This window comes from Aerococcus sanguinicola, assembly GCF_001543145.1.
Taxonomy (GTDB): domain Bacteria; phylum Bacillota; class Bacilli; order Lactobacillales; family Aerococcaceae; genus Aerococcus; species Aerococcus sanguinicola.
This window is the reverse complement of record NZ_CP014160.1, coordinates 174210-192024: the sequence shown is the minus strand read 5'-3', so window position 1 is coordinate 192024 and position 17815 is coordinate 174210. Positions and strand designations below refer to the sequence as shown.

The 17815-nt window shown below is 47.8% G+C and carries 16 protein-coding genes, 23 tRNA genes, 1 rRNA gene and 1 pseudogene; 39 read left to right on the top strand and 2 right to left on the bottom strand.

Annotation, left to right across the window (positions count from 1 at the left end; translation table 11 throughout):
- Positions 1–76: 76 nt before the first annotated feature.
- From rrf to AWM72_RS00895, 29 genes and pseudogenes are all read left to right on the top strand, one after another.
- Positions 77–192: ribosomal RNA gene (gene rrf, locus AWM72_RS01030) — 5S ribosomal RNA — on the top strand.
- Between the two features lie 7 nt (positions 193–199).
- Positions 200–272: transfer RNA gene (locus tag AWM72_RS01025), tRNA-Val, on the top strand.
- Between the two features lie 8 nt (positions 273–280).
- Positions 281–353: transfer RNA gene (locus tag AWM72_RS01020), tRNA-Lys, on the top strand.
- Positions 354–360: 7 nt separating this feature from the next.
- A tRNA-Leu gene (locus AWM72_RS01015) sits at positions 361–442 on the top strand.
- 12 nt (positions 443–454) lie between these two features.
- A tRNA-Thr gene (locus tag AWM72_RS01010) sits at positions 455–527 on the top strand.
- 3 nt (positions 528–530) lie between these two features.
- Positions 531–602: transfer RNA gene (locus AWM72_RS01005), tRNA-Gly, on the top strand.
- Between the two features lie 22 nt (positions 603–624).
- Positions 625–710, top strand: a tRNA-Leu gene (locus tag AWM72_RS01000).
- A gap of 14 nt (positions 711–724) precedes the next feature.
- Positions 725–798 (top strand) — tRNA-Arg (locus AWM72_RS00995).
- 2 nt (positions 799–800) lie between these two features.
- Positions 801–874 (top strand) — tRNA-Pro (locus AWM72_RS00990).
- A gap of 5 nt (positions 875–879) precedes the next feature.
- Positions 880–952 (top strand) — tRNA-Ala (locus AWM72_RS00985).
- A 15-nt stretch (positions 953–967) separates the two neighbouring features.
- A tRNA-Met gene (locus tag AWM72_RS00980) sits at positions 968–1041 on the top strand.
- Between the two features lie 15 nt (positions 1042–1056).
- Positions 1057–1130 (top strand) — tRNA-Ile (locus AWM72_RS00975).
- A gap of 15 nt (positions 1131–1145) precedes the next feature.
- A tRNA-Ser gene (locus AWM72_RS00970) sits at positions 1146–1235 on the top strand.
- Positions 1236–1246: 11 nt separating this feature from the next.
- Positions 1247–1319 (top strand) — tRNA-Met (locus tag AWM72_RS00965).
- A 12-nt stretch (positions 1320–1331) separates the two neighbouring features.
- Positions 1332–1404: transfer RNA gene (locus AWM72_RS00960), tRNA-Asp, on the top strand.
- A 17-nt stretch (positions 1405–1421) separates the two neighbouring features.
- Positions 1422–1492 (top strand) — tRNA-Gly (locus tag AWM72_RS00955).
- Between the two features lie 6 nt (positions 1493–1498).
- Positions 1499–1572, top strand: a tRNA-Ile gene (locus AWM72_RS00950).
- Between the two features lie 14 nt (positions 1573–1586).
- Positions 1587–1675: transfer RNA gene (locus AWM72_RS00945), tRNA-Ser, on the top strand.
- 18 nt (positions 1676–1693) lie between these two features.
- A tRNA-Glu gene (locus tag AWM72_RS00940) sits at positions 1694–1765 on the top strand.
- Positions 1766–1786: 21 nt separating this feature from the next.
- A tRNA-Ser gene (locus AWM72_RS00935) sits at positions 1787–1876 on the top strand.
- Between the two features lie 11 nt (positions 1877–1887).
- Positions 1888–1960 (top strand) — tRNA-Met (locus AWM72_RS00930).
- A 21-nt stretch (positions 1961–1981) separates the two neighbouring features.
- Positions 1982–2054: transfer RNA gene (locus tag AWM72_RS00925), tRNA-Asp, on the top strand.
- A gap of 12 nt (positions 2055–2066) precedes the next feature.
- Positions 2067–2139 (top strand) — tRNA-Phe (locus AWM72_RS00920).
- A 15-nt stretch (positions 2140–2154) separates the two neighbouring features.
- A tRNA-Glu gene (locus tag AWM72_RS00915) sits at positions 2155–2226 on the top strand.
- Positions 2227–2342: 116 nt separating this feature from the next.
- On the top strand, positions 2343–3281 hold the full coding sequence (gene mreC / locus AWM72_RS00910; protein WP_306345451.1) for a rod shape-determining protein MreC: 939 nt from the start codon (positions 2343–2345) through the stop codon (positions 3279–3281).
- Entirely contained in the window at positions 3259–3795 is a 537-nt protein-coding gene (mreD, locus tag AWM72_RS00905; protein ID WP_067971841.1) for a rod shape-determining protein MreD, read from the top strand. Before mreC ends, mreD begins: the two co-directional genes overlap by 23 nt.
- 552 nt (positions 3796–4347) lie before the next feature.
- Positions 4348–5118 (top strand): annotated as a pseudogene (locus AWM72_RS09650) (amino acid ABC transporter substrate-binding protein); the annotation flags it as partial.
- Between the two features lie 48 nt (positions 5119–5166).
- Positions 5167–5790 (top strand): amino acid ABC transporter permease, encoded by a 624-nt coding sequence (locus AWM72_RS09645; protein ID WP_306345452.1) that lies wholly within the window; start codon positions 5167–5169, stop codon positions 5788–5790.
- Positions 5791–5806: 16 nt separating this feature from the next.
- Complete coding sequence (locus tag AWM72_RS00895) at positions 5807–6478, top strand: amino acid ABC transporter ATP-binding protein (RefSeq protein WP_067971836.1); 672 nt, start codon at positions 5807–5809, stop codon at positions 6476–6478.
- A gap of 483 nt (positions 6479–6961) precedes the next feature.
- On the opposite strand, the gene AWM72_RS00890 is transcribed toward AWM72_RS00895, so the two are convergent.
- Together AWM72_RS00890 and AWM72_RS00885 are read right to left on the bottom strand one after the other, a co-directional pair.
- Complete coding sequence (locus AWM72_RS00890) at positions 6962–8092, bottom strand: PTS sugar transporter subunit IIC (RefSeq protein ID WP_067971833.1); 1131 nt, start codon at positions 8090–8092, stop codon at positions 6962–6964.
- Between the two features lie 142 nt (positions 8093–8234).
- The gene (locus AWM72_RS00885) at positions 8235–9611 is read right to left on the bottom strand and encodes a CitMHS family transporter (RefSeq protein WP_067971830.1); all 1377 of its coding nucleotides are present in this window, start codon (positions 9609–9611) and stop codon (positions 8235–8237) included.
- Positions 9612–9935: 324 nt separating this feature from the next.
- Here AWM72_RS00885 and AWM72_RS00880 point away from each other — a divergent pair, with 324 nt between their 5' ends.
- From AWM72_RS00880 to citF, 10 genes are all read left to right on the top strand, one after another.
- Complete coding sequence (locus AWM72_RS00880; RefSeq protein WP_067971826.1) at positions 9936–10274, top strand: hypothetical protein; 339 nt, start codon at positions 9936–9938, stop codon at positions 10272–10274.
- A gap of 26 nt (positions 10275–10300) precedes the next feature.
- Positions 10301–10711, top strand: coding sequence for a biotin/lipoyl-containing protein (locus AWM72_RS00875; protein WP_067971823.1), 411 nt, complete (start codon positions 10301–10303; stop codon positions 10709–10711).
- A gap of 20 nt (positions 10712–10731) precedes the next feature.
- Entirely contained in the window at positions 10732–11850 is a 1119-nt protein-coding gene (locus tag AWM72_RS00870) for a sodium ion-translocating decarboxylase subunit beta (RefSeq protein WP_067971819.1), read from the top strand.
- Between the two features lie 15 nt (positions 11851–11865).
- Positions 11866–11994 (top strand): OadG-related small transporter subunit, encoded by a 129-nt coding sequence (locus AWM72_RS09600; RefSeq protein WP_252100469.1) that lies wholly within the window; start codon positions 11866–11868, stop codon positions 11992–11994.
- A gap of 87 nt (positions 11995–12081) precedes the next feature.
- Positions 12082–13074, top strand: a complete 993-nt coding sequence (citC, locus tag AWM72_RS00865) for a [citrate (pro-3S)-lyase] ligase (RefSeq protein ID WP_306345450.1) — start codon at positions 12082–12084, stop codon at positions 13072–13074.
- Positions 13064–13663, top strand: coding sequence for a citrate lyase holo-[acyl-carrier protein] synthase (gene citX / locus AWM72_RS00860; RefSeq protein ID WP_067971813.1), 600 nt, complete (start codon positions 13064–13066; stop codon positions 13661–13663). The genes citC and citX overlap by 11 nt, the downstream gene beginning before the upstream one ends.
- The gene (locus tag AWM72_RS00855) at positions 13647–15032 is read left to right on the top strand and encodes an oxaloacetate decarboxylase subunit alpha (RefSeq protein ID WP_067971809.1); all 1386 of its coding nucleotides are present in this window, start codon (positions 13647–13649) and stop codon (positions 15030–15032) included. The genes citX and AWM72_RS00855 overlap by 17 nt, the downstream gene beginning before the upstream one ends.
- Before the next feature lie 43 nt (positions 15033–15075).
- Positions 15076–15369: a citrate lyase acyl carrier protein gene (gene citD, locus AWM72_RS00850; RefSeq protein WP_067971807.1), complete on the top strand. Its 294-nt coding sequence runs from the start codon at positions 15076–15078 to the stop codon at positions 15367–15369.
- Positions 15366–16259 carry an aldolase/citrate lyase family protein gene (locus tag AWM72_RS00845; RefSeq protein WP_067976477.1) on the top strand — a complete coding sequence of 298 codons (894 nt, stop codon included), beginning with the start codon at positions 15366–15368 and terminating at the stop codon, positions 16257–16259. The genes citD and AWM72_RS00845 overlap by 4 nt, the downstream gene beginning before the upstream one ends.
- A complete protein-coding gene (gene citF, locus AWM72_RS00840) occupies positions 16256–17797 on the top strand; it encodes a citrate lyase subunit alpha (RefSeq protein WP_067971803.1) in 1542 nt (513 codons plus the stop codon). The genes AWM72_RS00845 and citF overlap by 4 nt, the downstream gene beginning before the upstream one ends.
- Positions 17798–17815 lie beyond the last annotated feature (18 nt).

Below are 17815 nucleotides of genomic sequence, written 5' to 3'. Positions count from 1 at the left end.
ATTGTATGAGTGGTTGGGTAATTACGAGCAGATTCAGTTTTGAGAGAACAAGCTTTTCTCAACTAAATAGAAATTGTGCGGTGGTAATGGCAAGAAGGTCACACCTGTTCCCATGCCGAACACAGCAGTTAAGCTTCTTAGCGCCGAATGTAGTTGGGGGTTGCCCCCTGTGAGACTAGGACGCTGCCGCGCAATATTTGGAGAATTAGCTCAGCTGGGAGAGCGTCTGCCTTACAAGCAGGATGTCGGGGGTTCGAACCCCTCATTCTCCATAACTTATGATTCGTTAGCTCAGTCGGTAGAGCATCTGACTTTTAATCAGAGGGTCGGGAGTTCGAGCCTCCCACGGATCATCTATATGCGGGTGTGGCGGAATCGGCAGACGCACCAGATTTAGGATCTGGCGCCGCAAGGCGTGGGGGTTCAAGTCCCTTCACCCGCATTAAGTTAATAAGCCGGCTTAGCTCAGTTGGTAGAGCATCTGATTTGTAATCAGAGGGTCGAGGGTTCAAGTCCTTTAGCCGGCATATGCGGAATTAGTTCAGTGGTAGAACATCACCTTGCCAAGGTGGGGGTCGCGAGTTCGAATCTCGTATTCCGCTTTTGCCAGACATGGTAATCCGCGCCGGGGTGGCGGAACTGGCAGACGCACAGGACTTAAAATCCTGCGGTGGTTACACACCGTACCGGTTCGATTCCGGTCCTCGGCATTATAATTTTATACGCACCCATGGCTCAACTGGATAGAGTACCTGACTACGAATCAGGCGGTTGCAGGTTCGAATCCTGCTGGGTGCATCCGGGAAATAGCTCAGCTTGGTAGAGCACTTGGTTTGGGACCAAGGGGTCGCAGGTTCGAATCCTGTTTTCCCGATAAATGGGGGATTAGCTCAGCTGGGAGAGCGCCTGCTTTGCACGCAGGAGGTCAGCGGTTCGATCCCGCTATTCTCCATTGAAATTTTATATTGGCGGTGTAGCTCAGCTGGCTAGAGCGTCCGGTTCATACCCGGGAGGTCATGGGTTCGATCCCCTTCGCCGCTATTATTTAAACGACTTGGACCTTTAGCTCAGTTGGTGAGAGCAGACGGCTCATAACCGTCGGGTCGTAGGTTCGAGTCCTACAAGGTCCATACCTTTAAAACTATGGAGGATTACCCAAGTCCGGCTGAAGGGAACGGTCTTGAAAACCGTCAGGTGGGTCAAACCACGCAAGGGTTCGAATCCCTTATCCTCCTTTTACTAATATCGCGGAGTAGAGCAGTTGGCAGCTCGTCGGGCTCATAACCCGGAGGTCGCAGGTTCGAGTCCTGCCTCCGCAATTTAAATTTAATGGTCCCGTGGTGTAGGGGTTATCACGCCTGCCTGTCACGCAGGAGATCGCGGGTTCAATTCCCGTCGGGACCGTAATTTTATTCATCAATGCGGGTGTAGTTTAGTGGTAAAACCACAGCCTTCCAAGCTGTTGTCGCGAGTTCGATTCTCGTCACCCGCTTCTTATGGGCCTGTAGCTCAGTTGGTTAGAGCGCACCCCTGATAAGGGTGAGGTCGATGGTTCGAATCCATTCAGGCCCATTACAAGTGAATATGGAGAATTACTCAAGAGGCTGAAGAGGACGGTTTGCTAAATCGTTAGGCGGCTTATCGCCGCGCAAGGGTTCGAATCCCTTATTCTCCGTTTTGTGTTATTAACTTAGGCCCGTTGGTCAAGCGGTTAAGACACCGCCCTTTCACGGCGGTAACACGGGTTCGAATCCCGTACGGGTCATTGCTTAACTTTGATATATATGGAGGATTACCCAAGTCCGGCTGAAGGGAACGGTCTTGAAAACCGTCAGGTGGGTCAAACCACGCAAGGGTTCGAATCCCTTATCCTCCTTTTACTAATATCGCGGAGTAGAGCAGTTGGCAGCTCGTCGGGCTCATAACCCGGAGGTCGCAGGTTCGAGTCCTGCCTCCGCAATTACGAGCATAATATATACTTGGTCCGGTGGTGTAGGGGTTAACATGCCTGCCTGTCACGCAGGAGATCGCGGGTTCAAATCCCGTCCGGACCGTTTTTCTTTTTTGGTCCAATAGCTCAGTTGGTAGAGCACTTGATTGAAGCTCAAGGTGTCGGCAGTTCGACTCTGTCTTGGACCATTACATGCTAATATTGGCCCGTTGGTCAAGCGGTTAAGACACCGCCCTTTCACGGCGGTAACACGGGTTCGAATCCCGTACGGGTCATTTATAAAGGTTGGGAATCTGTCCCAGCCTTTATTTTTTTATCTGAGATTTTTCTCGCTTTATTGATTGTTCGTCTAAAGTTAGCTATAATTATGTAATGAAATATTATACAAAATTTGATTGAATTGAAGGGAAAGATAAGTTTGCGGCAGTTTTTGAAAAAGAGAAAATTGATTGTGCTGCTTGTGAGTATCATGACCTCCCTGAGTTTAATTTTCTTCTCGCTCTTTGGTAGTCATGAAACCCCTAAGCCTATTTCCTGGATGAATGATCTGACAGCTGTCGTTGGGAGAGCAGTATCTTCGCCAGGAAATTTTGTGATGAATTTTGGGGATTCGGTTGCTTCATTGAAGAATACCTATGAAGAAAATCAATCGTTGAAAAAGCAAATTGGGGTCCTCCAAGATTTAAAAGTACAGAATGAAAGTTTAAAAGCTGAAAATAAGGAACTCAATGATCTCTTGGAAATTAAGCCAACCCTGGTGGATAAAAAAGTCATTGGCGGTAATGTCATTGCCCGGTCACCAGACTTTTGGGTGGATTATATTACTATCGACTTGGGCTCTAATAATGGCCTGACAACGGATATGTCGGTGATGAGTGCGAGCGGCTTGATTGGACGGATTGTGGAAGTGAATCCAACCAGTTCTAAAGTCCAATTACTGACTTCAACGGCTAATAATTCTATGGAAGTTGCTGCTAGCATCCAGATCAAGGACCAGATTGTTCATGGGGTGATCAAGGAGTATGACCGTAAAGAGCAAGAACTGATCCTCAGCCAGGTCGCCCAAGATGCTAAAATCAACAAGGGAGACATGGTCACTACCTCTGGCCTCGGCGGTGTTTCGCCTGAAGGGATTATCATTGGTGAAGTGATTGAGGCTAAAACGGACGAATTTGGCCTCTCGCAGAAGGTGCGGGTTAAACCGGCGGCTGACTTTGATGATATCCGTAAGGTCTTTGTAGTGATGCAGGACGAAGAAGCTAAGCAGGCCAGAGAAGAAGCTGACCAGGCAGAAGGAGAGGGATCTGATGAAGATTCAAGCAATGAGTAATTACTTTCGTCGGCGCTTTGCTCTTCCAATTCTCTTGATTCTAATCTTATTATTGGATGGTTCCTTGCAGGTGATGCTTTTGAAGAATTTGGGTGAAGTCAATTATTCGATGACTTCTTCGCTCACAATCATTGCCCTGACTATCTTGAGTATTTACTGCCAAAGGGTGAATCTTCTCTATCTTTCGGCCATCGTCATAGGCTTTATCTTCGATACCTATTACTCGCGAGTGCTCGGTGTGAATCTCTTTATTATGCCATTGATTTGTTTTGCTACTCGCTATTTCGCCCAACACTTCCGCATTAACTTTTACAGTGTTTGGTTTTGGACCATGATTGTCTATCTCACTTATGGCCATTTGATTTATTTTATTTTTTCTATTTTTAATTTAGAAAAACCCCAGTATGGTATCTTTCTCTTCCAGCATTTGCTGCCTTCCTTGCTCTTTAACGGCTTGATGGCTTTTATCTTGAACTACTGCTTGGAACGATTTGCCGAATGGATAAATAAGTAAAAAAGGACTTGCAAAATTTCAAAACTTGTCTATAATGAGTATAAGTTAAAAATAAAAGCGTTGATTGGAAGAGGTCATTGAAGACTTGCCAAGAGAGATTATGGTCGCTGCGAATAATCCAAGTCTGATGTCTACACACCCATGAGCTGGTCTTGTACCCGTGTTTGAGCGTTAATCATGTGTAAACTTTACACACAGAGATAGTCTATGTGAGTAGGCTATGAACAAAGGTGGAACCACGTAATTAACGTCCTTTCGTATGATACGAAAGGATTTTTTTATTAATAGGAAATGATGTTGACGGGAAAAAGTTTAGGAAGGTCTTTACAGAGAGCTAGGCGAGCTGAGAGCTAGCAAGACCTACTAAATGGCACACCCCAGAGTTGCTAATCGGAAATGTTTGGCCGTGTTGGAGCGTTAATCCTGTGTCAGTTCCTCTGACATGCTGAGGCTAGCCATGTGAATGTCTAGCGAATAAAGGTGGCACCACGTCTTCTAACGTCCTTTAGTCAATGACTAGAGGACGTTTTATTATGATTAAATAAAGAAAGGATGAGTCCCATGAAAAAAATGCTGAAACTGAGCTGTATTGCCTGGCTCTTCGCACTATTTCTGCCCTTATTATCTGTTTTTCCAACCCCAGTTGAGGCTAAGGAGAACCACTATGTGATTGGCTTAGATGATACTTTCTCTCCCATGGGTTTTCGGGATAATGAAGGGAAATTAATCGGCTTTGATATCGATTTAGCCGAGGCAGTGGCTGACCTGAATGGTTGGTCGATTGACTTCCAGCCTATTGATTGGTCGATGAAGGAGACTGAATTGAATACTGGAAACATCGATATGATCTGGAACGGATTTGGGATTACACCCGAGCGGGAAAAACAATTTCTCCTGACTGAGCCCTATATCGACAGTAAGCAAATGATTATTACGCGCGCCGATGATTCGATTGATGACTTAGAGGACCTAGCCGGTAAGAAAGTGGGCAGTCAATCGGGTTCGACGACAGCAGAGGAAATGAAGACCTGGCCGAATGACTTGTACAAGCGTTTGGACGGTGAGCCTGTTCTCTATCCTAGCTACAATGAGGTCTTTGCTGACTTGGACGCTGGGCGGATTGATGCCATTGCAACAGGAACCATCTACGGTCTCTACACCCTCCAACAGCGCCCTGAAGGCCAGTACAAGTACTTCGTCAATGAAGACTATGTCGAACCCATGGCCGTGGCCCTGCGTAAGGAAGATACCCAGCTCAAGGAAACAATTGACCAAAGCATCCAGACACTAAAAGAAAATGGCACTTATGATGAGATCTACAACAAATGGTTTGCTGGTGACCAGACAGCTGACCGGGGCCAATCTCTGGTCATGACCGTTCTTCCCTCTTTACTGTCAGCCTTTAAGATGACCTTCTTGATCTTTATTGTGGTCCTAATTTTAAGTATCCCAGTAGGCTTCTTAATCGCTATTCTACGGGTATTCGGACCTAAGTGGTTACAAGGCCTCATTGAAGCCTATGTCTTTGTGATGCGAGGCAGTCCACTCATGCTCCAACTGATGGTTTTCTTCTTCGGCCTACCTTACATCGGGCTGAGCTTGGACCGCTTTACCGCCGCTATCTTCGCCTTCGTGATTAACTACGCAGCTTACTTTACAGAGATTTTCCGCGGTGGGATCTCGTCTGTCCCTGATGGTCAATTCGAAAGTATTAATGTCCTGGGAATCGGCCACTTCCGCGGCTTTAGACGGATCATCCTACCCCAGGTGATGAAGATTGTGATGCCTTCTGTGGGCAATGAAGTGATTTCTCTCGTTAAGGACACCTCCCTCGTCTATGTAATTGGTCTGGGCGAACTCTTAAGAGCTGGTTCGATTGCAGCCAATACCTATGCGACACTGACCCCTTACTTACTCTGTGGGGCAATTTACTTACTCTTTACAGCGGTCGTGACCTTCTTCTTAAAAGGTATCGAAAGTCGAATCGACTGGTAGTAGAAAGGAGCACAAGATGGCATTATATGTAGAAGGGCTCTCCAAAGCCTATAACAACAACCAAATTATTGACCAATTTTCTTGCCAGATTGAAGGAGGCGAAATCGTCATCCTACTCGGTAAGTCAGGAACAGGGAAGACAACTTTTATGCGCCTGATTAATAATTTAGAAAAAGCCGACCAAGGCAGTATTCGCATCAATGATCAGTACCTCTGCCGGGCAGGGGCGGGCGGCGCCGACTATCTCAGCAAGGCTGACCAGCGTGCCTATCAAAATAATCTGGGCATGGTCTTCCAAGACTTCCAACTATTTCCGAATTTTACCGTTTTAGAAAATCTGATGGAAGCCCCCCTGGCTCAGAAACTTGACAGCCAGGAAGCAATCAAAGCCCAAGCTTTAAACTTATTAGATCGGGTCGGCTTGTCCGACAAGGCAGAGGTCAAACCTTCTACCTTGTCTGGGGGGCAAAAGCAACGGGTAGCTATTGCCCGGGCCCTGATGTTGAATCCCGATGTGATTTGTTTTGACGAACCAACTTCGGCTCTTGACCGGGAATCGGCCAACCAAGTCGGTAGCTTGATTCAGGACCTGGCGGATAGTGGCCAGGCGGTCTTAATTGTCACCCACGATACCGAATTCGGTCGTGAATATGGGACACGCATTATTTCGTCGAGCGATTTTAAATAAGGCTTGGCTAATCTATAATAACTCCAAATCAAAAATGATTCTTTAACAAATTGTATTGGTGAGCATCCGTTTCACTGTTGAATTTGGCCCTTAAAGAGCCATGGCACCGGTTCGGGCCAAGGTCCCTCACCTAGCGAGCTTCAAAGGGCTAGTAAGGCTAATGCCAACTATCCCTAATTCACATCTAGTCGGGTTCGGTCTGACAGCTTTCGTGTCACTTCACAAGTCTTCGCCGCAGTCTTTTAGACTGCTCTGTTGACTTGCTCCAGTGAACGAAAGCTAACCGTCAGCCCTCTCACCCTGAAACTTGCTTGTTCATGGCTAAGGGCAACTTCAACGCTCCACTCCTGCTCAAAAATAACTTGTACCATTTTTGATTAGCTTAAGGTGAATCTAAAAAAGTTAGAGAATCTAAAAAGCAGCACCAATCCGTTATTTTTAAAGGGATCTGGTGCTGCTTTTATTTTGGTCTAATGATAGGGCCTAGTCGGCAACGATGTCGTTGACGTCTTCTTCTGGCAAGTCGGAGAAGGGACGGAGGTAAACGAGGGCAAAGGCCACGCCAAAGGAAATGGCAATGGAAATGAGGCAGTTAATCAAGTTGGACATGTCCCCATCTGGGCTGATAAAGATAGGGAGGGCAGCAATTCCTGGGTTGGCAAAGGCGTAGGCATAAACCTGGCTGATACCGGCATAGAGTCCGCCTGCCAGTCCACCGACGATCGAAGCCATCAGAACGGACTTAATGGGGATGGCGACGCCGTAGAGGCCTGGCTGAGAGACGCCCATGGCAGCTGTTACACAAGCTGACAAGTTATACTGCTTGTAGGCACTGTGCTTGGTCTTAAAGAAGACAGCCAGAACAGCACCTGATAGGGCCATATTGGCGGCCAGCATGCCAGGGTTAAAGAAGGTATCGGTACCGCTTGCTGCAATAGTTTGGGTAACAACTGGGAAGAGGGCGTAATGGGCGCCAAACATGACCACGAAGAGGCCAAATCCTCCTAAGAGGGCGGGCACCAACCATTCGGCTCTGGAACTGAGGAAGTCCACTAAGGCAACCAAGCCGTCGCCTAGAACAGTCCCGAGCGGCCCTAAAACTGAAATTCCCAGTATACAGGTTGTGAGCAGGACCAGGACAGGAGCGAAGACCCCGCGCACAATCTCTGGAATGACCTTGTACCAGAACTTTTCAATATAGGACTGGGCAAAGGTGATCAGAATGATCGGGATCACGGAACTAGGGTAGTTACCTGGTGGCAGAGGGATGCCAAAGAAGTCCGCGCTCCCATCATAATTGGCCAATTCGCTGGTAATTTCCGGATGGAGCAGGAAGGCGGCTGTCGCCATAGCCAGGATCTGGTTGGCCCCAAAGACCTTAGCAGCTGAATTAGCGAGCAAGATAGGCAGAAAATAAAAGACAGCATTGGAGATGGAGTTGAGGATAATGTACTCTGCTTTGCCCTCCTGGATAAGGGAGAAGCTGTGCAAGAGGATGGTAATCCCCTGGAGAATACCAGCTGCCGTAAGTCCGATCAAAATCGGCGCAAAAATTTCCTTAATGGCATTGAGAATCTTATCCAAAAAAGAAAGTTCATCTTGAGTTTCAGACATATTGTGTCCTCCTTTAATGTATTTTTGACTCATCTTCATTATATAACATGAATAAGAGTCAATAGCAAAAAGGAAGGGGCTTTTCTGTAAAAGAAACAAAAAAAGCGTGAAATATTTTTCACGCTTCTAATGCAAAATTCTTTTATTTAATAATTGGAGCAGCTCCCGTAATAGCAGCTACGGCAATGAAGATGATAAAGATACCGAGGGCCCATTTACCGGATTCTTTTTGCCATTCGCCCATGTCAACTCCTGTTAGGTTGAAGAGGAGGTAGATGAAGGCAACGAGTGGACTGAGTAAGTGGAAGGCTTGTCCGAGTAGGGAGGCCACACCAATTTCTAAGGCTGTATAGCCATATTGGGTACCGGTTTGGTAGAGAACGGGCAGGACGCCGTAGTAGAAGGCATCGTTGGATAGGAAGAAGGTACCTGGTGCGGAGAGGACAGCTGTAATGAGCCCCCAAGCCCGGCCCCAACTTTCAGGGATAATGGTAGTCAAGCTTTGGGCCAGGGCATCTGCCATGCCTGTTCCTGTGAACAAGCCCATGAAGATCCCGGCAGCAAAGACTAGGATAACCACTTGGACAGCGTCACCAGCATTTTCTTGGATGCGATTCTTTTGTTGCTTGAGATCAGGGTAGTTAATGATTAGAGCCAGCACCGTCCCTGTAAGGAAGAGGAAGAGGGCTGGGAACCAACCAGAGACGAGGAAGAAGATCAGAGTGATGGTCATGATAAGGTTCACCCAGAAGAGTTTCGGACGTTTCATGGCCTGCTCTTCATCAGATTTAGCAGCAGTGAGGGCTTGAATATCTTCTTCGCTTAGCTCCTGAATCCCCACACGTTTACGTTCGCGGACACCTAGGAAGACGGACAGACCGAGCACATAAATAGCGGAGATCACCATACCTGGCGCTAGGGCCCGGATAACTTCTTGGTCGTTCAAGCTAAGCACGGAGATGGCCCGGGCAGTTGGTCCACCCCAAGGCAAGAGGTTCATAATGGTATTCATTAAAATAATCAAGACAGCCAAGTTCATCATCCTTAAATTAAGCTTCTTATAGATAGGAATGAAGGCTGTACATACAATAAGGGTTGTTGTCGTCCCGTCCCCGTTGAGGGAAACCACCATAGAGATGAAAGCAGTGGCAAAGAGAATCTTGACCGGGTCTCCTTTAGCGAAGCGGATCATCTTTTCCGTGATGGGGTCAAACATCCCGGCATTCAGCATGATGGCGAAGTAGAGGATGGCAAAGAGCAGCATAATCCCTGTGGTTGCCGTTTGACCAACCCCGTCGACAGCGAATTCGCCTAGGGAAGTGATCCGTTCAAAGAGACTTGGATTATTGATGAAGGCATCTTCGACTTCCGGATTAGGAACCGGGAAGAGACCAGCAATAGCTGCAATCAGAGCAAAAATTAAAGGGATACTAATTAAAGCCGTAAAGGGCGACATTTTCTTTTTAATGATCACGAACATAAAGATGATGATCATCAAATAACTTAAAACAGTTAACATATCATTTCCTCCTAGATCTTATGATCAGTATTCTATTTACAAAAAATCCCAACAAACCTCCTTTGATCATGTTTTCACATAAAGACTATTATAGATGAATTTTCTCTCATTTGACAAGTCCTCATATGAAGAATACTTAATTTAATTTAGATGATAAAGGATTGTAAGCGCTATTTCAATAGTGATCGAGAATAAAACACCAAAAGAACATTAATGATAGCGTTCACATGAATAATCTGTCTTAAGTGCAGTAAAAAAACAACATGGGCTGAAATCTTTCGTTATAATCAAGTTAACAAGAACTTATTGGAAAGGAGGCGCCTCATGGGATTATTTTCTCGCATTCAGCACTTATTTCAAAGCAAGGAGCCTGCCACTGACCCGGTTGAGCCCGAAAGGAAGAAGCTAGCTGACCTTCCCCAAGCTGAGGCCAGTGAGGATTGGATTGAGCGGAGCGGTTTAGACCCTGAAGAGGCTTGCACGGTCGCAGCGATCGCCGCGGCTTGCGTGACAGGGGCCCGGTCAGATACGGTCTTTCGGATTAAGTCCATCGAAGCGGTTGACCTCGACCAGGAATTAGCAGGCATCTTGACCGCTTGTATCCTTGCCCATGACCAGGAAGACAGCCACTACCGCGTCAAACGCATCGAACGCATTTCATAAACAGTCAAAATAAAGGAGAAAACATCATGTTAAGAAAATTTCGTGTCCGTTTAAATGATAAAGAATATATGGTAGAAATGGAAGAATTAACGCCTGGCTTCGAAGCTCCTGCAGCTCAAGAGGCCCCAGCCCAAGCCGTTCCAGCTCCTGCACCAAGTCAAGCGCCAGCCGAAGCAGCTTCTGAGCCCAGCCCAGCCCCAGCTCCTGCTAGCCAACCTGGCTCAGGTGAAGAAGTGACGGCTCCTATGCCAGGGACGATTCTAAATGTCCTGCTTCAACCGGGAGAGACCGTTGCTGAGTCGCAAGCGGTTGTTGTCTTAGATGCCATGAAGATGGAAAATCAAATTGTAGCACCCAAGGCTGGCCAAGTGACTTCTATCTTAGTCAAAGAAGGCCAAACGGTTGATGTGGGTGAGACCCTATTTACAGTGGAATAGAATAGAAGGGAAGACACATTATGGAAGCTTTATTACAGGGATTCCTGGCCATCACCTGGCAGAAGATCGTGATGATGCTGATCGGGGTTGTGCTCATTTACCTAGGAATCAAAAAAGAATACGAACCAACGCTCTTAATTCCCATGGGCCTAGGCACCATCCTCGTAAACATTCCTTTTTCAGGGATGATTACCCAACCTGGAGGCCCAGTTGGTGTCTTAGATGAACTTTTTAACTTTGGGATTGCAACGGAACTCTTCCCACTCCTTATCTTTATTGGGATTGGGGCAATGATTGACTTTGGTCCCTTGCTGCAGAATCCGTCCATGCTCTTCTTTGGGGCAGCTGCCCAGTTCGGGATTTTCTTTACGATCTTTGTCGCCCTTGCAGCTGGCTTTAGCCTCCAACAGGCCGCTTCAATTGGGATTATCGGTGCGGCGGACGGACCAACTTCCGTCTTTGTCTCCAACCAATTGGCTCCTGAACTCTTAGGACCAATTACAGTAGCAGCCTATTCTTACATGTCTCTGGTGCCTATTATCCAGCCACCAGCCATTAAATTAGTTACAACTAAGAAAGAACGCCAAATTCGGATGAAATACCGGTCAGAAGGCGTGTCCCAGACGACTAAGATTTTCTTCCCGATTATCATTACTATTGTCGCAGGTTTGATTGCGCCGGCTTCACTGCCCCTAGTTGGTTTCTTGATGTTCGGTAACCTCATGCGGGAATGCGGGGTCTTAGACCGCTTATCAGATACCGCCCAGAATGAATTGGTTAACTTGATTACGATCCTACTCGGGATTACCATTGCCTCAACGATGACGGCGGAAGCCTTCCTCAACGTGCAGACCTTGATGATCATTGCATTTGGTTTGGTTGCCTTTATTATGGACTCCATTGGGGGCGTGCTCTTCTGTAAGCTGATCAATATCTTCCGCAAAGAAAAGATTAATCCAATGATCGGTGCCGCTGGGATTTCAGCCTTCCCCATGTCTGCCCGGGTCATCCAAAAAATGGCGACGGAAGAAGATCCTCAGAATTTCGTTCTAAACTATTCAATTTCAGCCAATGTATCCGGTCAGATCGGATCGGTAGTTGCCGGTGGTCTTATCCTAGGCTACTTTGTCGGTATGTAGAGGGAGGTTATCGCCATGAATGAGAATTTTGTTCACGCTTTTCAAATTCTAGCTTTAGGTTGGGGAGGCATCTTTGTTGTGATGGGCTTTCTCTACCTAGCTGTGAAGGTCTTGCTCAAGGTCTTCCCAACAGAAGATAAGTAGTTATTAGAGAGTGAAGGACTGATTAGGATCGACTTAACAATACAAAAACTTAGAGTAAAACGGTCGAGCTATGACCGGGCCCTCTGGTTGGACTTGCTCAACTGTGCTGGACTCAAAGAAGAAAAAAATTTGGATGCAACGTACGGCCTCTTTGATGGCGAAGACTTGGTGGGGACGGCTTCCTACCAAGCCAATATCCTCAAGTGCTTAGCGATCCGCCAGGCCTATGCTGGCGGGGCAGCCTTCCACCAACTGATTTCCTTTCTTTTAACAGAGATCTACCGGGCAGGCTATGACGATGTCTTAGTCTTTACCAAGGCCTCTAAACGGCAGACCTTTGAACACTTGGGCTTTGATCTGCTAGTAGAGACCGAAGACGTGGCCTTTATGGAGCGGTCCCAGGAGGGGATAGACAGCTATCTTGCCGCCATTAAGGACCAGGCTCCCTTTACAGGAGACCAAAGTTTAGGAGCGGTCGTGATGAATGCCAATCCCTTCACTAAGGGGCACCGCTACTTAATTGAAGAGGCCCTCAAGGCAGTGGACGGACTCTATGTCTTCGTTCTCTCCGAAGACCGGTCGCTCTTCGATAAGGAAACACGCTTAGACTTGGTGCGCCGTGGCACTGCCGACCTGGATTCAGTTTATGTGGTGGAGACCAAGCACTATATGGTTTCCCAGGCTACTTTTCCAGCTTACTTCCTCAAGGCCGACCAGTCAGCAGTCAGAGCCCAAGCAGCTGTTGATGCTCGCTTATTTAAGGAAAGGATTGCACCAAGCTTGGGGATCAGCCAGCGCTTTGTAGGGGAAGAACCCTTGAGCCCGACGACTGCAGCCTATAACCAAGTGATGGCAGAAGTTTTTGCCCCTGAGCTTAAGCTAAATATTATCCCGAGACGGCATTTAGACCGAGACGGAGAAGTTATCTCAGCCTCCAAGGTTCGTCGCTTAGTCTTAGATGGTGATTTAGAAGCCGCTAAAAACTATCTGCCAGAGACTAGTCGAGCCTTTATCGAATCCCCAGCATGCCAGGCCATGATCGCCAAACGAAAGGATCTGAGCCAAGTCCATGACTATTGATACTGTGAAAAAACTTAGCCAAGCCTTGCAAACAGGCCCGCTCTGTAACTTAGAGGATGCCCTGGATAGCCGCGAAGCTCGGGCTAGTCTCCAGGAAGCTTGGTTAAATCAGGCGCCAGTTGGAGCGACTTTAATTGCTCTCAAGCTGAATATGCCGGGCCCCTATAAGCGCAGCCCGCTCAGCGACCAAGTCTTTGACCTGGCCAAGTCCGACCTTCAAGATTATTGCCGGGAGACCTTCGCCGGGGCAGTGGTGAAGGAGGGGGGCCGCTCTAGTTTGGCTGGTAGGGAATACTTTATCTTAGTTGACCAAGCTGCGTCTGAAGTCAAATCATGCCTAGTCGAGCTAGAGGAAGAAACAGACCTTGGCCGCTTGATGGATATTGACTGTCTCTACATGGATGAAGCCGGCCAGCAAGAAAGTTTAAGCCGTGTTCAAGTGGGGCTGCCCAAGCGCAAGTGTTTTGTCTGCCAACGTGATGCTAAGCTTTGTGCACGGAGCCGCCAGCATGATTTTGACACGATTTACCAGGCTATTGCTAAGATGATTGTAGAGGATGGGAGAATACAAGATGAAGAAATCAATTAAAATTGTCGAAACAGTTCTCCGGGATGGGCACCAGTCGCTAGCCGCTACGCGCATGCGAACAGAGCAGATGCTGCCTATCCTCGAGGAGATGGACCAAGCCGGTTACTATGCCCTGGAATGCTGGGGCGGGGCGACTTTTGATGCCTGCCTGCGCTATCTCAATGAGGATCCCTGGGAACGCTTACGCCAGATTCGCTCAGTGGTAAAAAACACTAAATTACTGATGCTCTTAAGGGGACAAAACCTCTTAGGCTACCACAACTACCCGGATGATGTGGTCGACGCCTTCATCCAAAAGGCTGTTGAGAATGGGATCGATATCTTCCGTATTTTCGACGCCTTGAATGATGTGCGGAACTTGGAAACGGCCATTCGTGCGGTGAAGAAGTACGGGGCCCATGCCCAGGGTACCCTTTGTTATACCATTTCGGAAGTGCATACCGATGCTTATTATTTCAACTTAGTGGACCAATTGCTAGACCTGGGTGTCGATTCCATCTGTCTCAAGGACATGGCGGGAATCTTAACCCCGGCTCGTGCCTATAGCCTAGTGACAGGAATCAAGGCGCGGACGGACTTGCCCGTAGATATCCACACCCATGCGACCGCTGGCATTTCAGAAATGACTTATCTTAAAGCTGTCGAAGCAGGGGCAGATATCATCGATACCGCCATTTCACCTTTCTCAGGGGGAACCAGCCAACCAGCCACAGAAAGTCTGCACATTAGCCTAGACGAGCTCGGCTATGACGATGGTCTAGATACGCCACTTTTAGAAAAGATTGCCGATTATTTTGCGCCAATCCGGGATGAATTCCTGGAAGAAGGGACGATCAATCCGAAGGTGATGCAGACAGAACCGCGTGCCTTGCTCTACCAAGTACCGGGCGGGATGCTGTCCAATCTCTTGTCTCAGCTAACAGAAGCTGGTCAGGAAGATAAGTATGATGCAGTCCTCAAAGAGGTGCCGCGGGTTAGAGAAGACCTCGGTTTCCCACCCTTGGTAACACCGCTTTCGCAAATGGTCGGCACCCAGGCTGTGATGAATGTCCTAACCGGGGAACGCTATAAGATGGTCCCCAAGGAAATTAAGGACTATGTGAAGGGACTCTACGGGAAGTCACCGGCTCCAATTGCTTCTGACATCCGCCAGCAAATTATTGGCCAGGAAGAGGTCCTTGAAGGCCGGCCAGCAGACCGCTTGGATCCAGGACTTGAGGCTGCTCGCCAGGAAAGTCAAGACTTTGCTCAGAGCGAAGAAGATGTGCTCAGCTATGTCGCATTCCCCGCCCAGGCGGAGCATTTCTTGAGGAAGCGTCAGGACCCTTGGTATGATGTCCCAGTACAAAATGTTAGCATAGAAATGTAATCTGATATAATAAGAGTGTCATTAAATAAAGGAGGAAGACGCTATGGAATTACAAGATAAGGCTCAGGCAGGAACCATCGAGTCGAGCGATGTTCGGGTCACGGTTGAACCTGCTACAAGCCGTCAAATTCAAGTGGACTCAACCGTCTATGCCCAATTTGGAGAAGCTATTGAGGCGACCATTGAAGAGGTTTTAGACCAATTAGAAGTGGACGGGGTTAAGCTCTATGCCGATGACCATGGAGCTCTAGATTGTACCATCCGTTCGCGCGTACAGACAGCAATTTTTAGATCAATCAATCAAACAGAAGGTTTACCATGGGGGACGAAGCTATGAGAAGATCAGTAAGAAGAACGATGATGTTTCTGAATACCCAGCGGGCTTCTTTAGTCAAGGATCCTTATGTCTACGGACCAGACTGTGTGATCCTGGACTTAGAGGACGCGGTATCAGAAAACGAAAAGGATTCTGCACGTATTCAACTCTACAACACGCTCAAGTATTTAGATTACGGGGAAACCGAAATTTGGGTGCGGATTAACCCACTCGATACGCCTTACTATAAGGAAGATATTCGGGCCGCTGTGGCGGGGCAATGCGATGGTATTCGGATTGCTAAGACCGAGACTGCAGAGGATGTCCATATTGTTGAAGGCTTAATCGAAGAAGCGGAAGAAGAATTTGGTGTGGAAAAGGGCTCAACCATGATTATGGGGGCCATCGAATCACCAACCGCTGTCTTTAATGCTAAAGAGATTGCCGAAGCCAGTGAGCGCATGATGGGGATTGCCCTATCCGCAGGGGACTATCGCCGGGAACTTCACGCCCAGGTTACAGAAGGCGGAGAAGAATTATTTGTTGCCCGGTCGATGATCTTAATGGCTGCTCGGGCGGCAGGCATTATGGCCTTCGATACCGTTTATACAGATGTGGACAATATTGAAGGCTTGACCAAGGAAACAGAACTCATCAAGGACATGGGCTTCGACGGCAAGTCCTTGATTAGTCCAAAACAAATTGCACCGCTTCACGATGTCTTTACACCAAGTGCCAAGGAAATCCGCAATGCTGAAAATATTATTTTAGCTTTAGAAGAGAACAAACGGAAAGGGATTGGTGTACTGGTCGTTGATGGCAAGATGGTGGACGTAGCCTGGGTTGAAGGGGCTCAGCGGACACTGGACATTGCCAAGGCATCCGGGCTCTATAAGGGGGATTTAGCATGAAAAACGCAGTTGGACGCGATATACCAGAAGAATTACTAGCGGACGGTGTTGAAGTCTACCAAGGCCTTGACTACCGGCAAGATTATGACTACCAAAAGGCGACGCCTAAAACACGGGCCAATGTCCGCTCAGACCAATCCAAACTAGTTTCTCTAAAAGAAGCTATTGAAAAGACTGGCCTTAAAGATGGGATGACCATTTCCTTCCACCACCACTTCCGGAATGGGGACTACACCATGCCAACCGTGATGAAGGCCATCCATGAAATGGGGATCAAGGATCTTTATATCTGTGCTTCCAGTTTGGGCAAGGCAGCTAAAGACATTGTACCGATGATCGAAGACGGCACCATTACCCGGATTTCATCCTCTGGGGTGAGAGACGAAGTGGGCGAAGCCATTTCGACTGGTAAGTTGAAACATCCGGCCATGATTCGGACACACGGCGGTCGGGTCCGTGCCATTGAGACCGGCCAAGTCCATATCGATGTGGCCTTTATCGGGGCACCCTCTGCCGATGAATTAGGGAATGCCTCAGGTAAAGGGGGACGGTCAGACTGTGGCGTCCTCTCCTATGCCAATGTGGATGCTGAGTATGCGGACAAGGTGGTTGTCTTAACCGATACCCTAGTGCCAACGCCCAACCATCCGGCTAGCATTTCCTCTATCTATGTGGACTATGTGGTTGAAATCGATGAAGTGGGAGACCCAGCTAAGATTGCTTCCGGTGCCATCCGCTTGACCGATGACCCGCGCGAATTAAAGATTGCCCAAAGTGCAGCTGAAGTGGTTGTTAACACCCCTTACTTTGAAGATGGTTACACCTTCCAAACAGGGGCTGGCGGATCTTCACTCGCCGTTACCCGCTTCCTCAAGCCTTATATGGATGCTAAGGGGATTAAGATGGGTTGGGCCCTTGGTGGGATCACCGAACCCATGGTCAACCTGCTCAAAGAAGGCTATATTGGAGCTATCTTAGACACCCAAGATTTCGATACAGCTTCCGTGGCTTCAGTCCATGAAACGCCTAACCACTTTGAAATCTCAACCTCTGAATACGCCAATCCTTTCAATAAGGGGGCCTATGTTAACTATCTCGATTATGTGATCCTCGGCGCTCTGGAAGTGGATACCGACTTCAATGTTAACGTGGTCCAAGGTTCAGATGGCATGATCCAAGGGGCACCAGGCGGCCACCCCGATACATCAGCAGGGGCCAAGGTAACGATCATTGTAACGCCTCTTGTGCGGAGCCGGATTCCTTCCATCAAGGACCGGGTAACCTCTGTCACTACGCCAGGAGAAAGTGTTGACGTGGTAGTGACCGATAATGGCATTGCTGTTAACCCACAGCGTCAAGACTTGATTGACAGCCTCCAAGCCGCAGGGGTTGAATTAACGACCATCGAAGCCTTAAAAGAAAAAGCCTATGACTTGGTAGGCACGCCTAAGGACTTAGAATTCGAAGACCAAGTGGTTGCCTTGGTTGAATACCGCGATGGGACCATTATTGATACCATTAAGAAGATTAAAAGCTAAGCTTTAGCTAAAAAAGAA

Bases quoted from the DNA above. Each gene is read 5' to 3' on its own strand.
- mreD (WP_067971841.1), top strand. From the start codon at position 3,259: ATGAAGATTCAAGCAATGAGTAATTACTTTCGTCGGCGCTTTGCTCTT.
- AWM72_RS09645 (WP_306345452.1), top strand. From the start codon at position 5,167: ATGACCGTTCTTCCCTCTTTACTGTCAGCCTTTAAGATGACCTTCTTG.
- AWM72_RS00895 (WP_067971836.1), top strand. From the start codon at position 5,807: ATGGCATTATATGTAGAAGGGCTCTCCAAAGCCTATAACAACAACCAA.
- AWM72_RS00890 (WP_067971833.1), bottom strand. From the start codon at position 8,092: ATGTCTGAAACTCAAGATGAACTTTCTTTTTTGGATAAGATTCTCAAT.
- AWM72_RS00885 (WP_067971830.1), bottom strand. From the start codon at position 9,611: ATGTTAACTGTTTTAAGTTATTTGATGATCATCATCTTTATGTTCGTG.
- AWM72_RS00880 (WP_067971826.1), top strand. From the start codon at position 9,936: ATGGGATTATTTTCTCGCATTCAGCACTTATTTCAAAGCAAGGAGCCT.
- AWM72_RS00875 (WP_067971823.1), top strand. From the start codon at position 10,301: ATGTTAAGAAAATTTCGTGTCCGTTTAAATGATAAAGAATATATGGTA.
- AWM72_RS00870 (WP_067971819.1), top strand. From the start codon at position 10,732: ATGGAAGCTTTATTACAGGGATTCCTGGCCATCACCTGGCAGAAGATC.
- AWM72_RS09600 (WP_252100469.1), top strand. From the start codon at position 11,866: ATGAATGAGAATTTTGTTCACGCTTTTCAAATTCTAGCTTTAGGTTGG.
- citX (WP_067971813.1), top strand. From the start codon at position 13,064: ATGACTATTGATACTGTGAAAAAACTTAGCCAAGCCTTGCAAACAGGC.
- AWM72_RS00855 (WP_067971809.1), top strand. From the start codon at position 13,647: ATGAAGAAATCAATTAAAATTGTCGAAACAGTTCTCCGGGATGGGCAC.
- citD (WP_067971807.1), top strand. From the start codon at position 15,076: ATGGAATTACAAGATAAGGCTCAGGCAGGAACCATCGAGTCGAGCGAT.
- AWM72_RS00845 (WP_067976477.1), top strand. From the start codon at position 15,366: ATGAGAAGATCAGTAAGAAGAACGATGATGTTTCTGAATACCCAGCGG.
- citF (WP_067971803.1), top strand. From the start codon at position 16,256: ATGAAAAACGCAGTTGGACGCGATATACCAGAAGAATTACTAGCGGAC.